Source organism: Amycolatopsis bartoniae (assembly GCF_014191255.1).
In the GTDB taxonomy this organism is placed as follows: Bacteria; Actinomycetota; Actinomycetes; order Mycobacteriales; family Pseudonocardiaceae; genus Amycolatopsis_E; species Amycolatopsis_E bartoniae.
In genome coordinates this window covers 18,411-36,223 of sequence record NZ_JACHWH010000017.1, presented here as the reverse complement: position 1 = coordinate 36,223, position 17,813 = coordinate 18,411, and the positions used below count along the sequence as shown (strand labels likewise).

1 protein-coding gene is annotated in these 17,813 nt (G+C 73.3%); it reads right to left on the bottom strand.

What is annotated here, in order from left to right; genetic code table 11:
• Positions 1-2 precede the first annotated feature (2 nt).
• Positions 3-17,771 (bottom strand): non-ribosomal peptide synthetase, encoded by a 17,769-nt coding sequence (locus FHX82_RS35370; protein ID WP_145933954.1) that lies wholly within the window; start codon positions 17,769-17,771, stop codon positions 3-5.
• Positions 17,772-17,813 lie beyond the last annotated feature (42 nt).

The following is a 17,813-nucleotide window of genomic DNA, read 5'->3' as shown; positions in this document are numbered from 1 at the left end:
CCTCACAGTTCTGCGTTCGGGTCACCGGCGGCGAGGAGCTCGAGATCACGCAGGATCGTCTCCTCGACGGTTTCGGCGAAGGTGGCCACGGTCCGGGCGGTCAGCACGTCCCGCGGGGTGAGCCGGATGTCGAACACCGCGCTCGCCTGGGACGCGATCTGGACGCCGCGGAGGGAGTCGCCGCCCAGGTCGAAGAAGTCGTCGTCGACACCAACCCGCGCGACTCCGAGCACGTCGGCCCAGATGCGCGCGACGGTGCGCTCGGTGTCGGTCCGCGGCTCGGCGTAGGCCGGGCGCGCGGCGGTGAGGCCGGGCGCGGGCAACGCCTGCCGGTCGAGCTTTCCATTGCCGCTCAAGGGCAACCGGTCGAGCACCACGTACGCGGACGGCACGAGGTAGTCCGGCAGGGTACGGCTGAGGAACGCTTTCAGCTCGTCCGCGCCGGGTGCCTGCCCGTCCGCCACCAGGTAGGCGGCGAGCAGTTTCGCGCCGGGCTGGTCCTCGCGGACCACGACGGCCGCCTGCGCCACCCGCGGGTGCGCGGCCAGCGCCGCCTCGACCTCGCCCGGTTCGATCCGGAAACCACGCAGCTTGACCTGCTCGTCGAGGCGGCCGAGGAACCGCACCTCGCCGTCGGCCGTCCACGCCGCGAGGTCGCCGGTGCGGTACAGGCGTTCCCCTGGCCGGCAGGGATCGGCGACGAACCGTTCCGCGGTCAGCCCGGGCGCGCCGGAGTAGCCGCGGGCGAGCCCGGCGCCGGCGAGGCACAGCTCCCCGGCCACGCCGGGCGGCACCGGGGCCAGGTCCGGGCCGAGCACCTGGACGCGGACGCCGTCGAGCGGGCGGCCGATCGGCACCACGGCGGGCACGGCGTCCGGATCCGCCATCGGCCGCGACGTGGCGAAGGTGGTCGTCTCGGTCGGGCCGTAGCCGTCCACGACCCGCAGCCCGGGACAGCTGCGCAGCACGCGCCGCACGGCGTCGGCGGGCACCACGTCACCGCCGGTCCACAGCTCACGCAGACCCGCGAAGCAGTCCGGCGACTCCTGGGCGAGCACCCGGAACAGGCCGGCGGTGAGCCAGAGCGCGGTCACGCCCTCGCCGGTGACGGCCTGGCGCACGAGCGCGGCGTCCACGTCTCCCGGCGGCGCGACGACCACCCGGCCGCCGCCCAGCAGCGGAACCCAGACCTCGTAGGTGGTGGCGTCGAACGCGAGCGGCGAGTGCAGCAGCACCCGTTCGTGCGCGCCGCCGGCGAACCGGCTGTCGGCCGCGAGCGCGGCGACGTCGCGGTGCCGGACCGCCACGCCCTTCGGCACGCCCGTGGAGCCCGACGTGTACATGACGTAGGCCAGCTGGTCGGGGTCCACCCGCACCCCGGGGTCGCGTGGCGGTTCGCCCCGCACCCGGGACTCGGTGAGTATCCGTCCACTGTGGATTTGTTCGAGCGTGCTCAGCCAGGTCTCGTCGGTGATCGCGAACGGGACGCCCGCCAGGAGCAGGCGCAGCCGGCCCACCGGCGCCCGGGTGTCCAGCGGCACGGAGACCCCGCCGGCCTTCGCGACGGCCAGCTCGGCCACCACCACGGCGGCGGAGCGTTCGAGCGCGAGGCCGACCCGGTCCTCCGGCCGCAGCCCGAGCGCCAGCAGCCGGGCGGCCAGGCGGTTCGCCCGCCGGTTTAGCTCGGCGTAGCTCACCCGCTCGTGCCCGGCCACCACCGCGACCGCGTCCGGCTGCGCCCGGACCCGTTCGGCGAACAGCCCGGGCAGCGACCGCGCCGCCGGTTCGGGGGCGGTGGTCTGCCAGTCCCGTAGCTGCCGCCGTTCGGTGTCGCTGAGCAGCGGCACCTCGCCCAGCGGCCGTTCGCCGTCCGCGGACAGCTCGGCCAGCAGGCGAAGCAGGCGCGCGGCCAGCGCTTCGACCGTGGCGGGCTCGAACAGCTCCGGGTCGTAGCCGACCTCGACCGACAGGCGGCGGCCCGGCGAGGCGACGACGGTGACCGGGAAGTTGGTGGTCTCGGCCGCCGCGAGGTCGCGGATCCGCAGCCCGTGCCCGGCCGCCGCCTCGTCGCGGATCGGGTAGTTCTCGAACACCACCAGGCTGTCGAACAGGTTCACCCCGCCCGGGACGTCCGTCCACGTCTGCAGCCGCGCGAGCGGGACGAAGTCGAACCCGCGTGCCTCGGCCTGCGCTTCCTGCAGGGTCTTGAGCCAGCGGGCGACGCGCGCGGTCCGGTCGAGGCGCACCCGCACCGGCAGGGTGTTGATGAAGATGCCGAGGATCTCGTCGACTCCGGGCAGTTCGGCGGGCCTGCCCGAGACGGTCGCGCCGAACACCACATCGCGGCGTCCACTGTAGACCGACAGCAGCAGCGCCCACGCGCCCTGGAGCACGACGTTGAGCGTGAGCCCGTGCCGCCGGGCGAACTCCTCCAGCCGGGCGGTCTCCTCCTCGCCGAGCGAGCACGGCAGCCAAGTCGCGGAGCACGTCGTGTGGTTCTCCGCCGGCGCCCGGTCGTACGGCAGCGGGACCGGGTCGGCGAACCCGTCGAGGGTGCGCCGCCAGAACCGTTCGGCCTCGGCTTCGTCGCGCCCGTCGAGCCAGGCCAGGTAGTCGCGGAAGGGGCGGCGCTCGGGCAGCGGGCCGCCGGCCTGCGCGGCGCACAGGTCGGCCAGGACCCCGAACACGCTCCAGCCGTCGAGCAGCACGTGGTGGAAGGTCCACAGCACCTGGACCTCGGTCGCCGAGAGCCGGGCCAGTGCGACGCGCATCAGCGGCGCGACGGTGAGGTCCAGGCCCCGCGCCCGGTCCTCGGCCAGCAGCTGCCGCAGGTGCGCGGCCCGCTCGGCGTCGCCGAGGCCGGTCCAGTCGAGGTGGCGGACCGGCAGGGCGACGTCGCGGTGCACGACCTGCACCGGTTCCGGCACGCCGTCCCACACGAAGGCGGTGCGCAGGACCGGGGTCCGGTCGAGCACCCGCTGCCACGCGCGGCCCAGCTCCGCCGGATCGGTGACGCCGTCGAGCACGAACGTGGCCTGCTCGAAGTACAGGCCCCGGTCGGCCTGGGACAGACCGTGGAACACCATCCCGCCCTGCATGGGCGTGAGCGGGTAGAGGTCCTCCACGCCGCGGCCGTCGCCCGCCAACCGGTCCACTTGCGACTGGTCCAGGCGCACGAGCGGGAAGTCCGACGGCGTCCGGCCGCCCGCGCCCGGCTCGGCGCAGTGGTGCAGGATCTCGCCGAGCGCGTCGAGGAACGCCACGGCGAGACGCTCCACAGTGGACCGATCGTGCAGGTTCGCCGAGTACGACCAGGAGATCTCCAGCGCCTCCTGCTCGACCCTGGCGACGACGTCGAGGACGTGCGGCCGGGCCGCGGCCGGGTCCACATCGGCATCGAGGCCGTGGTTGGCCCGGTAGAGCCCGCCGAGCTGCCAGTCGAAGCGGCCCAGGTAGTTGAAGCTCACCGGCGAGTCGAGGCCGGGCACCGAGCCGGCGAGGTAGCGCAGGGCGCCGTAGCCCACGCCGCGCCGCGGGATGGCGCGCAGCCGTTCCTTGACGGACTTCAGCGCGGCGCCCCACTCCCGCGGCACCTCCAGCGCCACCGGGAACACGCTGGTGAACCAGCCCACCGTGCGGGAGGTGTCCACGTCGTCGAACAGGTCCTCGCGCCCGTGGCCTTCGAGGTCGACCACCACCTGCTCGTGGCCCGTCCAGTCGCCGAGCACCCGGCCGAGCGCGGCGAGCAGCACGTCGTTGACCTGCGTCCGGTAGACCTCCGGCACGTCCTGCAGCAGTGCCTTCGTCCGCCCGGGGTCGAGCCGGACGGTGACCTCCTCCGTCGAGCCGATCGTGTTGTCGCCTTGGCGATCCAGCGGAAGCGGGGCCGGGCGCGGCACGGCTCGCCAGTGCGGCAGCTCGTCGTCGAACCCGCCGGCCGCGGTGTGGTCGGCGAGCCGCAGCGCCCACGACCGGAACGACGTCGTCTTCGGCCCGAGATCGCCGCCCCGGTACGCGGTTTCGAGGTCCTCCAACAGGATCCGCCACGACACCCCGTCGACGACGAGGTGGTGCGCGGTCAGGCGCAGCCGCGTGCCGGACAGGGTCGCGGCCAGCAGCGGGCCGGTGCGCAGGTCGAAGTCGCGGTTGCCCAGGACGTCCACCGGCGTGACGGGCGCGTTGTCCTGGGTCCACTCGCCGCCGGAGTCGTCGAAGCGCATCCGCAGGGCGTCGTGGTGTGCCAGCACCGCGGCCAGCGCGGCCCGCAGGGCGTCCTCGTCGACGTCCTCGGCCAGCTCCACCAGCACCGACTGGTCGAACCGCCGGGGCGGATCGGTGAAGAACCAGCGCTGGATGGGGGTCAGCGGCACCGGTCCGGTCACCGGGCCCTGCTCGGCGAGCGGGCCGGCCGGCCCCTCGGCCGCCGCGGCGAGCGGGCCGAGCGTGGGATGGCGGAACAGGTCCCGCGGCAGCAGGTGCAGCCCCGCCTGGCGGGCGCGGGAGACGACCTGGATGCTGACGATCGAGTCCCCGCCGAGGGCGAAGAAGTCGGACTCGGTGCCGACCTCGGGCACGCCGAGCACGTCGGTCCAGATCGCGGCCAGCGTGCGCTCGGCGTCGGTGCGCGGCGGGGTCAGCTCGCCGGTGACCCGCGTGAAGTCCGGTGCGGGTAGCGCGGCCTGGTCGAGCTTGCCGTTGACCGTGAGCGGAAACCGGTCGAGCGGCACAAACGCGGCGGGCACCAGATAGTCGGGCAGGTCCCGGCTCAGCGCTTCCCGCAGCTGCGCCGGTTCGGCACCGCCGACCACGTAGGCGACGAGCCGTTTGACGCCATCGTCCTCACGCGCGACCACGGCCGCCTGCGTGCAGTACTGCCCGAGTGCTGCCTCGATCTCGCTGGGCTCGATGCGGAAGCCGCGGATCTTGACCTGCTCGTCGACGCGGCCGACGAACTCCAACTGTCCCTCGGGGTTCCACCGCACGAGGTCGCCCGTGCGGTACATGCGCTCCCCCGGCTCGAAGGGGTCGGCGACGAACCGGTCAGCGGTCAGCCCCGGGCTGTTCAGGTAACCCCGGGCCAGCCCTTCCCCGGCGAGGTGCAGCTCTCCCGGCACCCCCGGCGGGACCAGCCGCAGCGCAGTGTCGAGGACGTAGGCGCGCATGTTGTCCAGCGGCGCCCCGATCGGCACCACCTCCGGCACCTCACCGGTCATCACCCGCACGGTCGCGAAGGTCGTCGTCTCCGTCGGCCCGTACACGTCGGCCACCGCGATACCCGGGCACGCCTCCAGTACCCGGCGCAACGCCGTCGCGGGCACGGCGTCGCCACCGGTCCAGACCTCTCGCAGGCCGGTGAACGCCGCCGGGTTCTCCTGGGACACCAGCCGGAACAGGCCCGTGGTGAGGAAGGCCGCGGTGACCCGGTGTTCCGCGATCACCCGCGCGAGGGTCTCCACGTCGAGTTCGCCGGGCGGGGCCACGACCACGCAGCCGCCGGACAGCAACGGCACCCACATCTCGTAGGTGTTGGCGTCGAACGAATGCGGCGAGTGCAGCAGGATTCGGTCGTGGGCGTGGAACCGGCGCTCGTGCGCCAGCGCCACCACATCGCGTTGCCGCACCGCCACGCCCTTCGGCGTCCCCGTCGAACCCGACGTGTACATGACGTACGCCAGGTTGTCGCGGTGCACCGCGGGGAACGGCCGGGTGGGCGCGGAAGGACCGTCGGCCAGCAGGATCGGTCCACTGTGGACCCGCCGGGCGACGGGCTCCCACTTCCGGTCGGTGATCAGCGCGCGGGTTCCGGCCAGCAGGGTCTTCAACCGGGGTTCCGGCGCCCGCAGGTCCAGCGGCAGGTACGCCCCGCCGGCCTTGACGATTGCCAGCTCCGCGACGAGCAGGTCGGGCGAGCGGTCCATCAGCACCGCGACCAGGTCCTCGGCGTCGAGGTCCAGCCGCCGCGCCAGCTGCTCGGCGCGGGCGTCGAGCTCGGCGTAGCTCAGCCGGACGCCGTCGGCGACCACCGCGGGCGCGTCCGGAGTCCGCCGCACCTGGTCGGCGAACAGCTCGGCGAGCGTGCCGTCCGGTACCGGCGAGGCGGTGTCGTTCCACTCGGTGAGCACCTGGTGCCGCTCGGCGGCGGTGAGCAGGTCGATCTCCCCGAGCGGCCGGGCGGGCTCCTCGCCGAGGCTCCGCAGCACGTCGGTGAGCTGCCTGGCGATCCGGCGGGCGGTGGTCCCGTCGAACAGGTCCGGGTCGTAGCCGACGTCGACCGACAGCCGCTCCCCCGGTGACGCGACCACGCTGAGCGGGTAGTTCGTCGTCTCGACCGCGTCGAGCGCCCGCAGCCGCAGGCCGTGGGCGGTGGCGGCTTCGTCGTTGATCGGATAGTTCTCGAACACCACGATGCTGTCGAACAGGTTCGTTCCGGACGGCACACCGCTCCAGCCCTGCAGCCGCGTCAGCGGCAGGTGCCCGAACCGCCGCGACTCCACCTGCCCGGCCTGCAACTCCCGCAGCCACTCGCCGCGCGAACGGGAGTCGTCCACGGAAACGCGCACGGGCAGGGTGTTGATGAAGATGCCCGCGATGTCGTCGGCGCCGGGCAGGTCCGCCGGACGCCCGGAAACCGTGGTGCCGAAGCAGATGTCCCGCTCTCCGGTGGACCGCGCGAGCAGGACCGCCCACGCGCCTTGCAGCAGCGTGTTGAGCGTCAGGCCCGAGGCACGCGCGCTGTCACGCAGCCGCGCGGTCTCGCGCTCGTCCAGCTCCACGGTCAGCCAGTCCGCCGACCGGCTGGTGTGCGCCTGCGCGGGCGGGCGGTCGAACGGCAGCCGCGCGGGGGCGGTGAGGTCGCCGAGCACGGTCCGCCAGTGCCGTTCGGCCTGCCGGTCGTCCTGCCGCGCCAACCAGGCCGCGTAGTCGCGGAACGGCCTGCGCCGCGGTGGCGCCTGCCCGGCGTGGGCGGCGAAGACGTCGGACAGCACGGCGAACACGCTCCAGCCGTCGAGCAGCACGTGGTGGAACGTCCACAGCACACGCACCTCGGTGCCGGACAGCCGGGCGAACACCAGGCGCAGCAACGGCGTGGCCGTGAGGTCGAGCCCGGCGGCCCGGTCGCGGTCGAGGACCTCGCGCCACGCGGCGTCCTGCTCGTCCTCCGGCAGCGAACGCCAGTCGTGCTGGGTCACCGGCACGACGACGTCGCGCCGCACCACCTGCACGGGTTCCGGCACGCCTTCCCACACGATCCGGCTGCGCAGCACCGGCGTGCGGTCGACCACCCGCTGCCAGGCCGCCGCGAGCGCCCCGGGATCGGTGACGCCGTCGAGGGTGAACGCGACCTGCTGGAAGTACACGCGTTCCTCGCCCTGCGACAGCGAGTGGAAGACCATGCCGGACTGCATCGGCGTGAGCGGGTAGATGTCCTCCACCACCGGGTCGGCCAGACTGTCCACAGTGTCCTGGTCGAGCCGGGCGAGCGGGAAGTCCGACGGGGTGCGGCCCCACGACTCCGGGCGGGCGCAGTGCTCGATGATCTCCCGGAGCACACCGGCCAGTGCCTCGGCCAACGCGGCGACGGTGGCCTCCCGGTGCACGCCTTCGGCGTAGTACCAGGTCAGTTCCAGCTCGTCGTCCTCAACGCGGCCGACGACGTCCAGCAGGTGCGCGCGGGCCGAGAGCGGGCTGTCGTCCGACTCCAGGCCGCCGGACTCGAAGCGCCCCAGGTAGTTCAGGGCGACCTGCGGCGTGATCTCGGGTGCGGTTCCCGCGAGGTAGCGCAGCGCGCTGTAGCCGACGCCGCGCCGGGGCACCGCGCGCACCTGTTCCTTGACCGCCTTGAGCGCGTCTCCCCAGTCGCCGGGCACCGCGAGCGAGACGGGGAAGACGCTGGTGAACCAGCCGATGGTGCGGGAGAGGTCGACCCCGTCGAACAGCTCCTCGCGCCCGTGCCCTTCGAGGTCCACCAGCACCCGCTCGTGGCCCGTCCAGTCGCGCAGCACGCGGCCGAGCGCAGTCAGCAGCACGTCGTTGACCTGCGTGCGGTAGGCGTCCGGCACTTCCCTCAACAGGGCGGCGGTCTCCTCGCGGGTCAGCCGTACGGTGACCGAGCGCAGCGACTCCACGATGTTCGGCCCGTCCCCGTCGGTGGGGATGCCCACGTGCCCGGTGGTGGCCCGCCAGTGATCCAGCTCGTCGTCGAACCCGCCTTCGGCGGTGTGGGCGACCAACCTGCGTGCCCAGTCCTGGAACGACGTGGTGCGCGGGCCGAGGTCCACCGGTTCTCCGCGCAGCGCCTGGGAGTACGCCTTGTCGAAGTCCTCCAGCAGGATCCGCCACGACACGCCGTCCACGACGAGGTGGTGCACGGTCAATGTCAACTCGTCCTCAGTGGACAGTTCGGCGTGCAGCAACGGCCCGTTCGTGAGGTCCAGCGGTGCCCGCAGCAGGTCGGCCCGCTCCTCGGCGGCGTTCTCCTGCCGCCACCCGTCGGCGGTGGGCGTGAACCGCATCCGCAGGGCGTCGTGGTGTGCGACGAGGGCGGCCAGCGCGGTGCGCAGGGCCGCCGGGTCGGCCGGACCGGGCAGCCGCACCCGCATCCGCTGCGTGAAGTGGTCCGGTTCCCGGGTCTGCGTCTCGAAGAACCAGCGCTGGATCGGGGTGAGCGGCACCTCGCCGCTGACCGGTCCCCGCTCCGGCGCCGGCTCGGTGGTCCTCGTCGCGGCGGCCAGCTCGGCGACGGTGGGATGGGTGAACAGGTCGCCGGGTGTCAGGTCCAGTCCCGCCCGCCGGGCGCGGGAGACGACCTGGATGCTGAGGATCGAGTCCCCGCCGAGGGCGAAGAAGTCGTCCTCGGCACCGACCTCGGGCACGCCGAGCACCTCGGCCCAGATCTCCGCGAGCACCGTCTCCGGTCCGGGCCGCGGTGCCACGTACTCGCGGGTGCCGAACTCGGGCGCGGGCAGGGACTGCCGGTCGACCTTGCCGTTGACCGTGAGCGGCAGCCGGTCGAGGGCGACGAAGGCCGCGGGCACCAGATAGTCGGGCAGGTCCCGGCTCAGTGCCTCCCGCAGCTGGGCCGGGTCGGCCCCGCCCACCACGTAGGCGACGAGCCGTTTCACGCCGTCGTCCTCACGCGCGACCACGGCCGCCTGCGTGCAGTACTGGCCGAGCGCCGCCTCGACCTCGCTCAGTTCGACGCGGAAGCCGCGGATCTTGACCTGCTCGTCCACCCGGCCGACGAACTCCAGCTGTCCTTCGGCGTTCCACCGCACGACGTCGCCCGTGCGGTACATGCGCTCCCCCGGCTCGAAGGGGTCGGCGACGAACCGGTCGGCGGTGAGCCCCGGGCTGTTCAGGTAGCCGCGTGCGAGGCCCTCGCCCGCGAGGTGCAGTTCGCCGGGCACACCGGGCGGCACCAGGCGCAGGGTGTCGTCGAGGACGTAGGCGCGCACGTTGTCCAGCGGCGCCCCGATCGGCACCACCTCCGGCACCTCGTCGGTCATCACCCGCACCGTGGCGAAGGTTGTCGTCTCCGTCGGCCCGTACACGTCGGCCACCGCGATACCCGGGCACGCTTCGAGCACCCGGCGCAACGCCGTGGCGGGCACCGCGTCGCCGCCCGTCCACACCTCCCGCAGCCCGGTGAACGCTTCCGGGGCCTCCTGGGAGACCAGGCGGAACAACCCGGAGGTGACGAACGCTCCCGTGACGCCGTATTCGGCGATCATCCGGGCGACCGTGTCGACGGCCAGTTCCCCGGGCGGGGCCACGACCACACAGCCGCCGGACAGCAACGGCACCCACATCTCGTAGGTGTTGGCATCGAACGAGTGCGGCGAATGCAACAGAATCCGGTCGTGCGCGCTGAACCGGTGCTCCCACGCCAGCGCCACCACGTCCCGCTGCCGCACCGCCACGCCCTTCGGTGTCCCCGTCGAACCCGACGTGTAGGTGACGTAGGCCAGCTGGTCGGGATCGACCCGCACGTCCGGGGCGGTGTCCGGTCCCTCTGCGGCCACCTCCACGACGAGTCCGTGGTGGACGGTTCGCGCAACGTCTCGCCATGCGTGGTCGGTGACGAGGATTCGCGCCCCGGCTCCGGCGATCAGGGACTTCAACCGGGATTCCGGCGCCCGCAGATCCAGCGGCAGATACGCGCCGCCGGCCTTGACGATCGCCAGCTCCGCGACGACGAGATCGATCGACCGGTCCATCAGCACCGCGACTCGTTCCTCGGCGCGAATTCCGTGCCGCAGCACCAGGTGTGCGAGCCGGTTGGCGCGGACGTCGAGCTCCGCGTAGGTGACCGACTCGCCGTCGGTGACCAGTGCGACCGCGTCCGGGGTGCGGCGGACCTGGGCGCCGAACAGGTCCGGCAGCGCGGCCCGGGGCAGCTCGGTGCTCGTCTCGTTCCACTTCCGCAGGACGAGGTCCTCCTCGGCGGGGGTGAGCATCGGCACGCCCGACACCGGCCCGTTTTCGGTCAGCCCGCGCAGGAGGACGCCGAAGTGCGCGGCGAGCCGCTCGGCGGTCGGCGCGTCGAAGAGGTCCGGGTCGTAGCCGAGCACGAACGACACCGTGCGGCCCGGGTACGCCAGGAGGTGCAGCGGATAGTTCGTCCGTTCCGCCGCCTCCAGGTCCCGCACCCGCATGCCGCCGCCGAGCTCGCCGACCGGGTAGTTCTCGAACACCACAATGCTGTCGAACAGGTTCGTTCCGGCGGGCACCCCGCTCCAGCCCTGCAGCCGCGTCAGCGGCAGGTGCCCGAACCGCCGCGACCCCACCTGCCCGGCCTGCAGCTGCCGCAACCAGCCGGCCACCTCCGCGCCGCCGACCGGCACCCGCACCGGGACGGTGTTGATGAAGATGCCCGGGATCTCGTCCACTCCGGACAGTTCCGGTGGGCGACCGGAAACCGTCGCTCCGAAGCAGACTTCGCGATCTCCGCTGTACCGGGACAGCAGCAACGCCCACGCGCCCTGCACCACGGCGTTCACCGTCAGGCGGTGACGTTTCGCGAACTCGTACAGCCGCTGCGAGTCCGCCTCGTCCAGCTCTGTCGTGACGCGCTCGGCGGAGGCGGAGCGGTGGCTGTGAGCAGGCACCCGGTCATACGGCAACGGGGTCGGTGCGGACAGTCCCGCCAGCTCCGCCCGCCAGTGCGCCTCGGCGAGGCCGTCGTCCTGCCGCGCCAGCCAGGCCAAGTAGTCGCGGAAGGGCCGCCGTTCGGGCACCGCGTCACCCCGCGTGAGCGCGGCGACGTCGGACAGGACCTGGAAGACGCTCCAGCCGTCGAGGAGGACGTGGTGGAACGTCCACACGACACGGAAGCACGAGTCCGGCAGGCCGACCAGCCTGAGCCGCAGCAAGGGTGCGCGATCGAGCCGGAAGGTTTCTTCGTCGTCCGGTTCCTCGGAGAGGCTGATCGGAAGCGTCACGTGCCGTTCGACGACCTGGAGCGGCTCGGACACGCCCTCCCACACGATGCGGGTCCGCAGCACCGGAGTCCGGTCGACCACGCGTTGCCAGGCTTCGGCGAACGCCCGAATGTCCTCGACGCCTTCGACCACGAAGCTCAGCTGCTCGAAGTACAGGCGGCTGTCCCGCTCAGCGAGGCCGTGGAAGACCATGCCGGTCTGCATCGGCGTCAGCGGGTAGATGTCCTCAACGTTCCGCCCGTTCCCGACGATGGTGTCCACTTGGGACTGGGTGAGCGTCGCCAGCGGGAAGTCCGAGGGTGTCCGGCCGCCCGCGCCCGGTTCGGCGCAGTGGTGGAGGATGCCGCGCAGCGCGTCGAGCATCGCGCCGGCAAGCGCGGTGACCGTGCTCTCGTGGTGCACGCCGTCGGCGAAGAACCAGCCGAACTCCAGCGCGCCGTCCTCGATCCGGCCGACGACGTCGAGCAGGTGCGGCCGGGTCTCCGCCGGGTCGGCGTCCAGCGCCAGCTCGCTCGGCGGCCCCGCGTACAGGCGGCTTGCGGGAGCGTCGAACCGGCCGAGGTAGTTGAAGCTGACCGCCGGGGACAGCTCGGGTGCCGTGCCGGTGAGGTAGCGCAGCGCGCCGTAACCCACCCCGCGCCGGGGCACCGCCCGCAGCGTCTCCTTGACCGCCTTCAGTGCCAGGCCCCACTCGCGCGGAACTTCCAGCGCCACCGGGAAGAGACTGGTGAACCAGCCCACCGTACGCGAGGTGTCGACGCCGTCGAACAGGTCCTCGCGCCCGTGGCCTTCGAGGTCCACCAGCACGCGCTCGTGGCCCGTCCAGTCGGACAGGACCCGGCCGAGGGCGGTGAGCAGCACGTCGTTGACCTGCGTCCGGTACACGCCGGGCACGTCACGCAGGAGCGCGTTCGTTTCTTCCGGACTCAGCCGCGCGGTGACCGTACGGGTCGCACCGACGGTGTTCGCGCCGTTCCCGTCCACGGGGATCAAGGCGTGGCCGGTGACCGCTCGCCAGTGCTCCAGCTCGTCGTCGAACCTGCCCGCCGCGGCGCATTCGCTCAGGCGGCGGGACCAGTCGAGGAAGGACGTCGTCCGGGGCTGCAGTGCCTCCCGCCGGTAGGCCACTTCCAGGTCCTCCAGCAGGATCCGCCATGACACGCCGTCCACGACGAGGTGGTGCGCCGCCATTTCGAGCGTTCTGCGTCCATCCTTTTCGGACAATCGTGCTCGCAGGAGCGGACCGTGCGCGAGGTCCGCTTGTCCATCGAGGACAACCGGACCGACGGGCGCGTTCTCCTGCCGCCACTCGCCGTCCCTGCGCTCGTACCGCATCCGCAGCGCGTCGTGGTGCTCCACGAGCGTGGCCAGCGCGGCACGCAGCGCGTCCTCGTCCACGTCGTCGGCCAGCTGGACCGACAGCGTCTGGTCGAACCGCTCGGGACGGGTGTGCGTGGCGAAGAACCAGTGCTGGATCGGCGTGAGCGGCGCTTCCCCGGACACCGGCCCTGCGGCGGCCCTCTCCTGGGCCACGGCGGCACCGGCGGCGAGCGAGGCGATCGTCTGGCGCTCGAACAGGTCGCCGGTGCTGAGATCCAGCCCGGCGCGGCGGGCGCGGGCGGCGACCTGGATGCTGAGGATCGAGTCGCCGCCGAGCTCGAAGAAGTTGTCCTCGGCCCCGACCCCGGGCAGGCCCAGCACGTCCGCCCAGATCCCGGCGAGCACGCGTTCGGCGTCGGTGCGCGGGGCCGTCCGGCGGGCCGGGGCGTCGAACCGCGGTTGCGGCAGCGCATGCCGGTCGACCTTTCCGTTGGCGCTCAACGGCAAAGACGGCAGCACGATGACCGCCGCGGGCACGAGGTAGTCGGGCAGCACCCCGGCCAGCGACGCCCGGAGCGCGGCCGGGTCGGCCACCGCGCCCGGTTCCGCGACGACGTAGGCCACCAGCCGCTTGTGCCCGGAGTCCGTGCGGGCCAGCACGACGGCCTCGGCCACCGCGGGGTGCGCGGTGAGCGCGGCCTCGACCTCGGCCGGTTCCACGCGGAAACCGCGGATCTTGACCTGGTCGTCGGCGCGGCCGGCGAACTCGAGCGTGCCGCCGGAACGCCACCGCACGAGATCCCCGGTCCGGTACATGCGGCCTTCGCCGAACGGGTTCGCCAGGAACCGTTCGGCCGTGGCGCCGGGACGGTCCCAGTAGCCGCGCGCGAGGCCCGCGCCCGCCAGGTACAGCTCCCCCACCGCGCCCGGCGGCACCGGCCGCAGCCGGGCGTCCAGGACGAAGGCGCGCATCCCGTCGAGCGGCGTGCCGATGGGCACGTTCTCCGGCACCTCGGCCGCCATCCGGTGGCAGGTCGCGAACGTCGTGGTCTCGGTCGGCCCGTAGCCGTCGACCACCACCAGCCCGGGACAGCGGTCGAGGACCCGGCGCACCGCGGCGGCCGGCACCACGTCGCCCCCGGTCCAGACCTCCCGGACCCCCGCCAAGCATTCGGGCGCCTCCTGCGCCACCAGCCGGAACAGGCCCGCGGTGAGCCAGAGCGAGGTCACGCCGTGCCGGGTGATCAGCTCGCGCAGCCGGTCGGGGTCGAGGTCCCCGGGCGGGGCGACGACCACCTCGCCGCCGTTGAGCAGCGGCACCCACAGCTCGTAGGTGGACGCGTCGAAGGCCAGCGGGCTGTGCAGCAGCACCCGCCGGTGTCCCTCGAAACGGCTGTCCGACGCCAGTGCGACGACGTCACTGTGCTGGACGGCGACGCCCTTCGGCTCGCCCGTGGAGCCGGAGGTGTACTCGACGTACGCCAGGTTCTCCGGATCGAGGCGCACCGGCGGCGCCTCTGCGGCGAAGTCCGTCACCACCACCGCGTTCGGATGCACGTCCTCCGCCACGGTCTGCCAGCGCGCGTCGGTGAGCAACAACGTCGAGCCCGTCAGCAGGCGCCGCATCCGCCCGGCCGGGGCCCGCAGGTCCAGGGGCAGGTAGGCCGCACCGGCCCACAGCACCGCGAGCACGGCGACGACCAGGTCCGGGGAGCGGTCCATCAGGATCCCGACCCGGTCCTCGGGCCGCACGCCGAGCGCGAGCAGCCGGGCCGCGAGTCCGGCGGCCCGGGCCCGCAGTTCGCGGTAGGTCAGCGTGGTATCGCCGCAACGCACGGCGGTGGCGTCGGGAGTGCGGGCGGCCTGTTCGGCGAAGCGCGCGGGAACTGTCGCGTTCGGACGGATGCTGGAAGCGCTTTCCTGAAGCACGAAACGCCGGTCCTCCGCGGTGAGCAGCGGCAGGTCGCCGAGGCTCGTCGCGGGGTCGTCGGCGATGCCGGTGAGCAGCACTTCGAGCTGCCGCGTAAGGCGTTCGACGGTGGTCACGTCGAACAGGTCGGTGTTGTACTCGACGGCGACCTCGAAGGTGCCCTCCCGCGGCCAGAACTCCACCACCAGGTCGAACCGGGCGGACGGGCGCGGCAGGTCCTGTTCGGACACCCGCAGCCCGGCGGCCTCCCGCGGGCGCACCAACGGGTTCTGCAGTACGACGACGGCCTGGACCAGCGGCGTGCGGGACGGGTCGCGTGGCGGCCGCACCGCGTCGACAACGCGGTCGAACGGCGCCGCGGCGTGGGCGAACGCCTCCAGCACGGTCTCCCGGAAACCGTCGAGGAACCCGGCGAACGGCTGCTCGTCCGGTATCCGCGAGCGCAGCACGACGGTGTTGACGAAGAAGCCGGTCAGGTCCGCCAGCTCGGCCCGGTCGCGCCCGGAAACCGCCGTGCCGAGCGCGATGTCGTCCTGCCCGGCGTGGCGCGCCAGCAGGACGCCGACCGCGGCCGTCAGTGTCATGAACAGCGTGGCGCCGTGCCGGTGGCCGAGTTCGGTGAGCCTGCCGGGCAGCGGTTCCGGCAGGCGGTGCCGGTGCACCGCACCGGCGGTGGTGCGCCGCGGCGGTCGCGGGCGGTCGGTCGGCAGCGCGAGCGGTTCGAGGCCGCCGAGCTTCTGCCGCCAGTACTCCAGGTGCGGCCGCAGTTCCGCGTCCCCCGTGTGCTCGCGGTGCCAGACGGCGAAGTCCGTGTACCGCAGGGGAAGGGCGGGCAGGTCTTCTCCGGCGTAGAGGGCCATCAGCTCGCCGGTGAGCACGGCCACCGACCGGCCGTCGGTGACGATGTGGTGCTGGCACACCACGAGCAGGTGTTCCTCGGTGTCCACCTGGAACACCGTCGCGCGGGTCAGTGGTCCCCGCCGCAGTTCGAAGGGGCGGGCCAGCTCCCGCGCGATCTCGTCGTCGAGATCGTCCACTCCAGACACTGATCGCAGGAGAATCGGTGGGGTGCCGGTGGTGCGCTGCACCGCCTGCCCGTCAACGACGTCGAAGACGGTCCGCAGTGAGTCGTGCCGCGCCTGGAGCTCGCCGAGCGCGCCGGCGAGACGGTCGAGGTCGAGCGGGCCGGAGAGGCGCAGCCCGACGCCGGTGTTGTACTCGGCGGCGGCGCGGCCGGACAGTTCGTCGAGGAACCACAGTCGTTGCTGCGCCGGGGAAAGCGGCACTGTCGTCTCGGAGGCCCGGGGGATCGGCGCCGCGGGAGGGGCTTCCGGCTCCCCGTCGATCACCCGGGCGAGCTTCGCGGGCGTCGGCGCGTCGAACACCGTCCTGGGCGAAAGATCCGCGCCGAAAGCCTTGCGCAGCCGGAAAAGCGCCTGCACGCCGAGGATGGAGTCCCCGCCGAGACGGAAGAAGTCGTCCTCGGCGCCCACCCGCTCGACGCCCAGCACACCGGCCCAGATCTCCGCGATCCGCCGTTCGGTCTCCGTGCGTGGTTCGACGTGCTCGTGTTCCTCCGGCGGCCGGGGCAGCGCGTGCCGGTCGACCTTGCCGTTGGCGTTCAAGGGAAACCGGTTGACGACCACGAAGGCCGACGGCACGAGGTAGCCGGGCAGCGCGGCGGTGGCCAGGTCCCGCAGCTCCGCCGGGCTCAGCGCGGTGACCGCGTAGGCCACCAGCCGCTTGACGCCCGGCTGGTCCTCGCGCGTCACCACCACGGCGTCGGACACCCGCGGGTGCCGGCGCAGCACCGCCTCGACCTCCCCGGGCTCCACGCGGAAACCCCGGATCTTGACCTGGTCGTCGAGGCGGCCGAGGAACTCCAGCTCACCCGCGGCATTGCGGCGCACGACATCCCCGGTGCGGTACATGCGTTCCCCGGCCGGGCCGGCCGGATCGGCGACGAACCGGTCCGCGGTCAGCCCGGGCCGTCCCCAGTACCCGCGCGAGAGCCCGGCGCCCGCGAGGTGCAGCTCCCCCGGCTCACCGTCGGGCACCGGGTCCAGCGCCGCGTCGAGCACGTGCGCCCACATCCCGGCCAGCTCCCGCCCGATCGGCAGCGGGTCCGGCACGTCCGCGAGCGACTCGACGCGGTGCGTGCTGGCGAACGTCGTGGTCTCGGTTGGCCCGTAGCCGTCGACGACGGCCAGGCCGGGGCAGTACTCCAGCACCCGGCGGACGGCCGCGGGCGGTACGACGTCTCCCCCGGTCCAGACCTCCGCGGCGCCGCGGAAGCAGCCCGGCGCCTCCTGCGCGACCACCCGGAACAGCCCCGCGGTCAGCCACAGCGCCGTCACGTGGTGGTTCCGGATCACCTCACGCAGCTCGGCGACCCCGAGCTCACCCGGTGGCGCGACCACCACGGTGCCGCCGCGCAGCAGCGGCACCCAGAGCTCGTACGTCGAGGCGTCGAACGCCGTGGCCGAGTGCAGCAGCACGCGGCGGTGCGCCGGCCCGGCGAAGCGTGGGTCCGTCGCCAGCGCGGCGACATCGCGGTGACGCACCGCGACGCCCTTCGGTGCCCCGGTCGAGCCCGACGTGTACATCACGTACGCCAGCTGGTCACCGAAGATCGGCACCGCGGGTGTCGTCGACGGCTCGTCCACGGGATCGCCCGCCGTCAGCCGGGTGACGTCCGGCACCGCCAGGTCCCGGTCGCTGACCAGCACCCGGACCCCGGCCTCGGCCAGCAGGTGACGCAGCCGCCCGGCGGGTGCGCGGTCGTCGAGCGGGACGTACCCGCCACCGGCCTTGACGATCGCCAGCTCGGCGACGACGAGCTCGGCCGAACGTGCCAGTAGCAGCCCGACCCGGTCCTCGGGCCGCACCCCGAGGCGCAGCAACCGGTGCGCGAGCCGGTTGGCGCGCAGGTCCAGCTCCCGGTAGGTCAGTGCCGTGGTGTCCCCGGTGACCGCGACGGCGTGCGGGGTCCGTGCCGCCTGCCGGGTGAACAGGTCCGCCAGTGAGGGGCTTTCGCCCGCCGCCGGACGCGGGCGTCTGTCGGTGTCCTGGAGTGTCATGGGTCGTCGAACCTTTCGGGCGCGCGTCGGAGACCGCCGCGC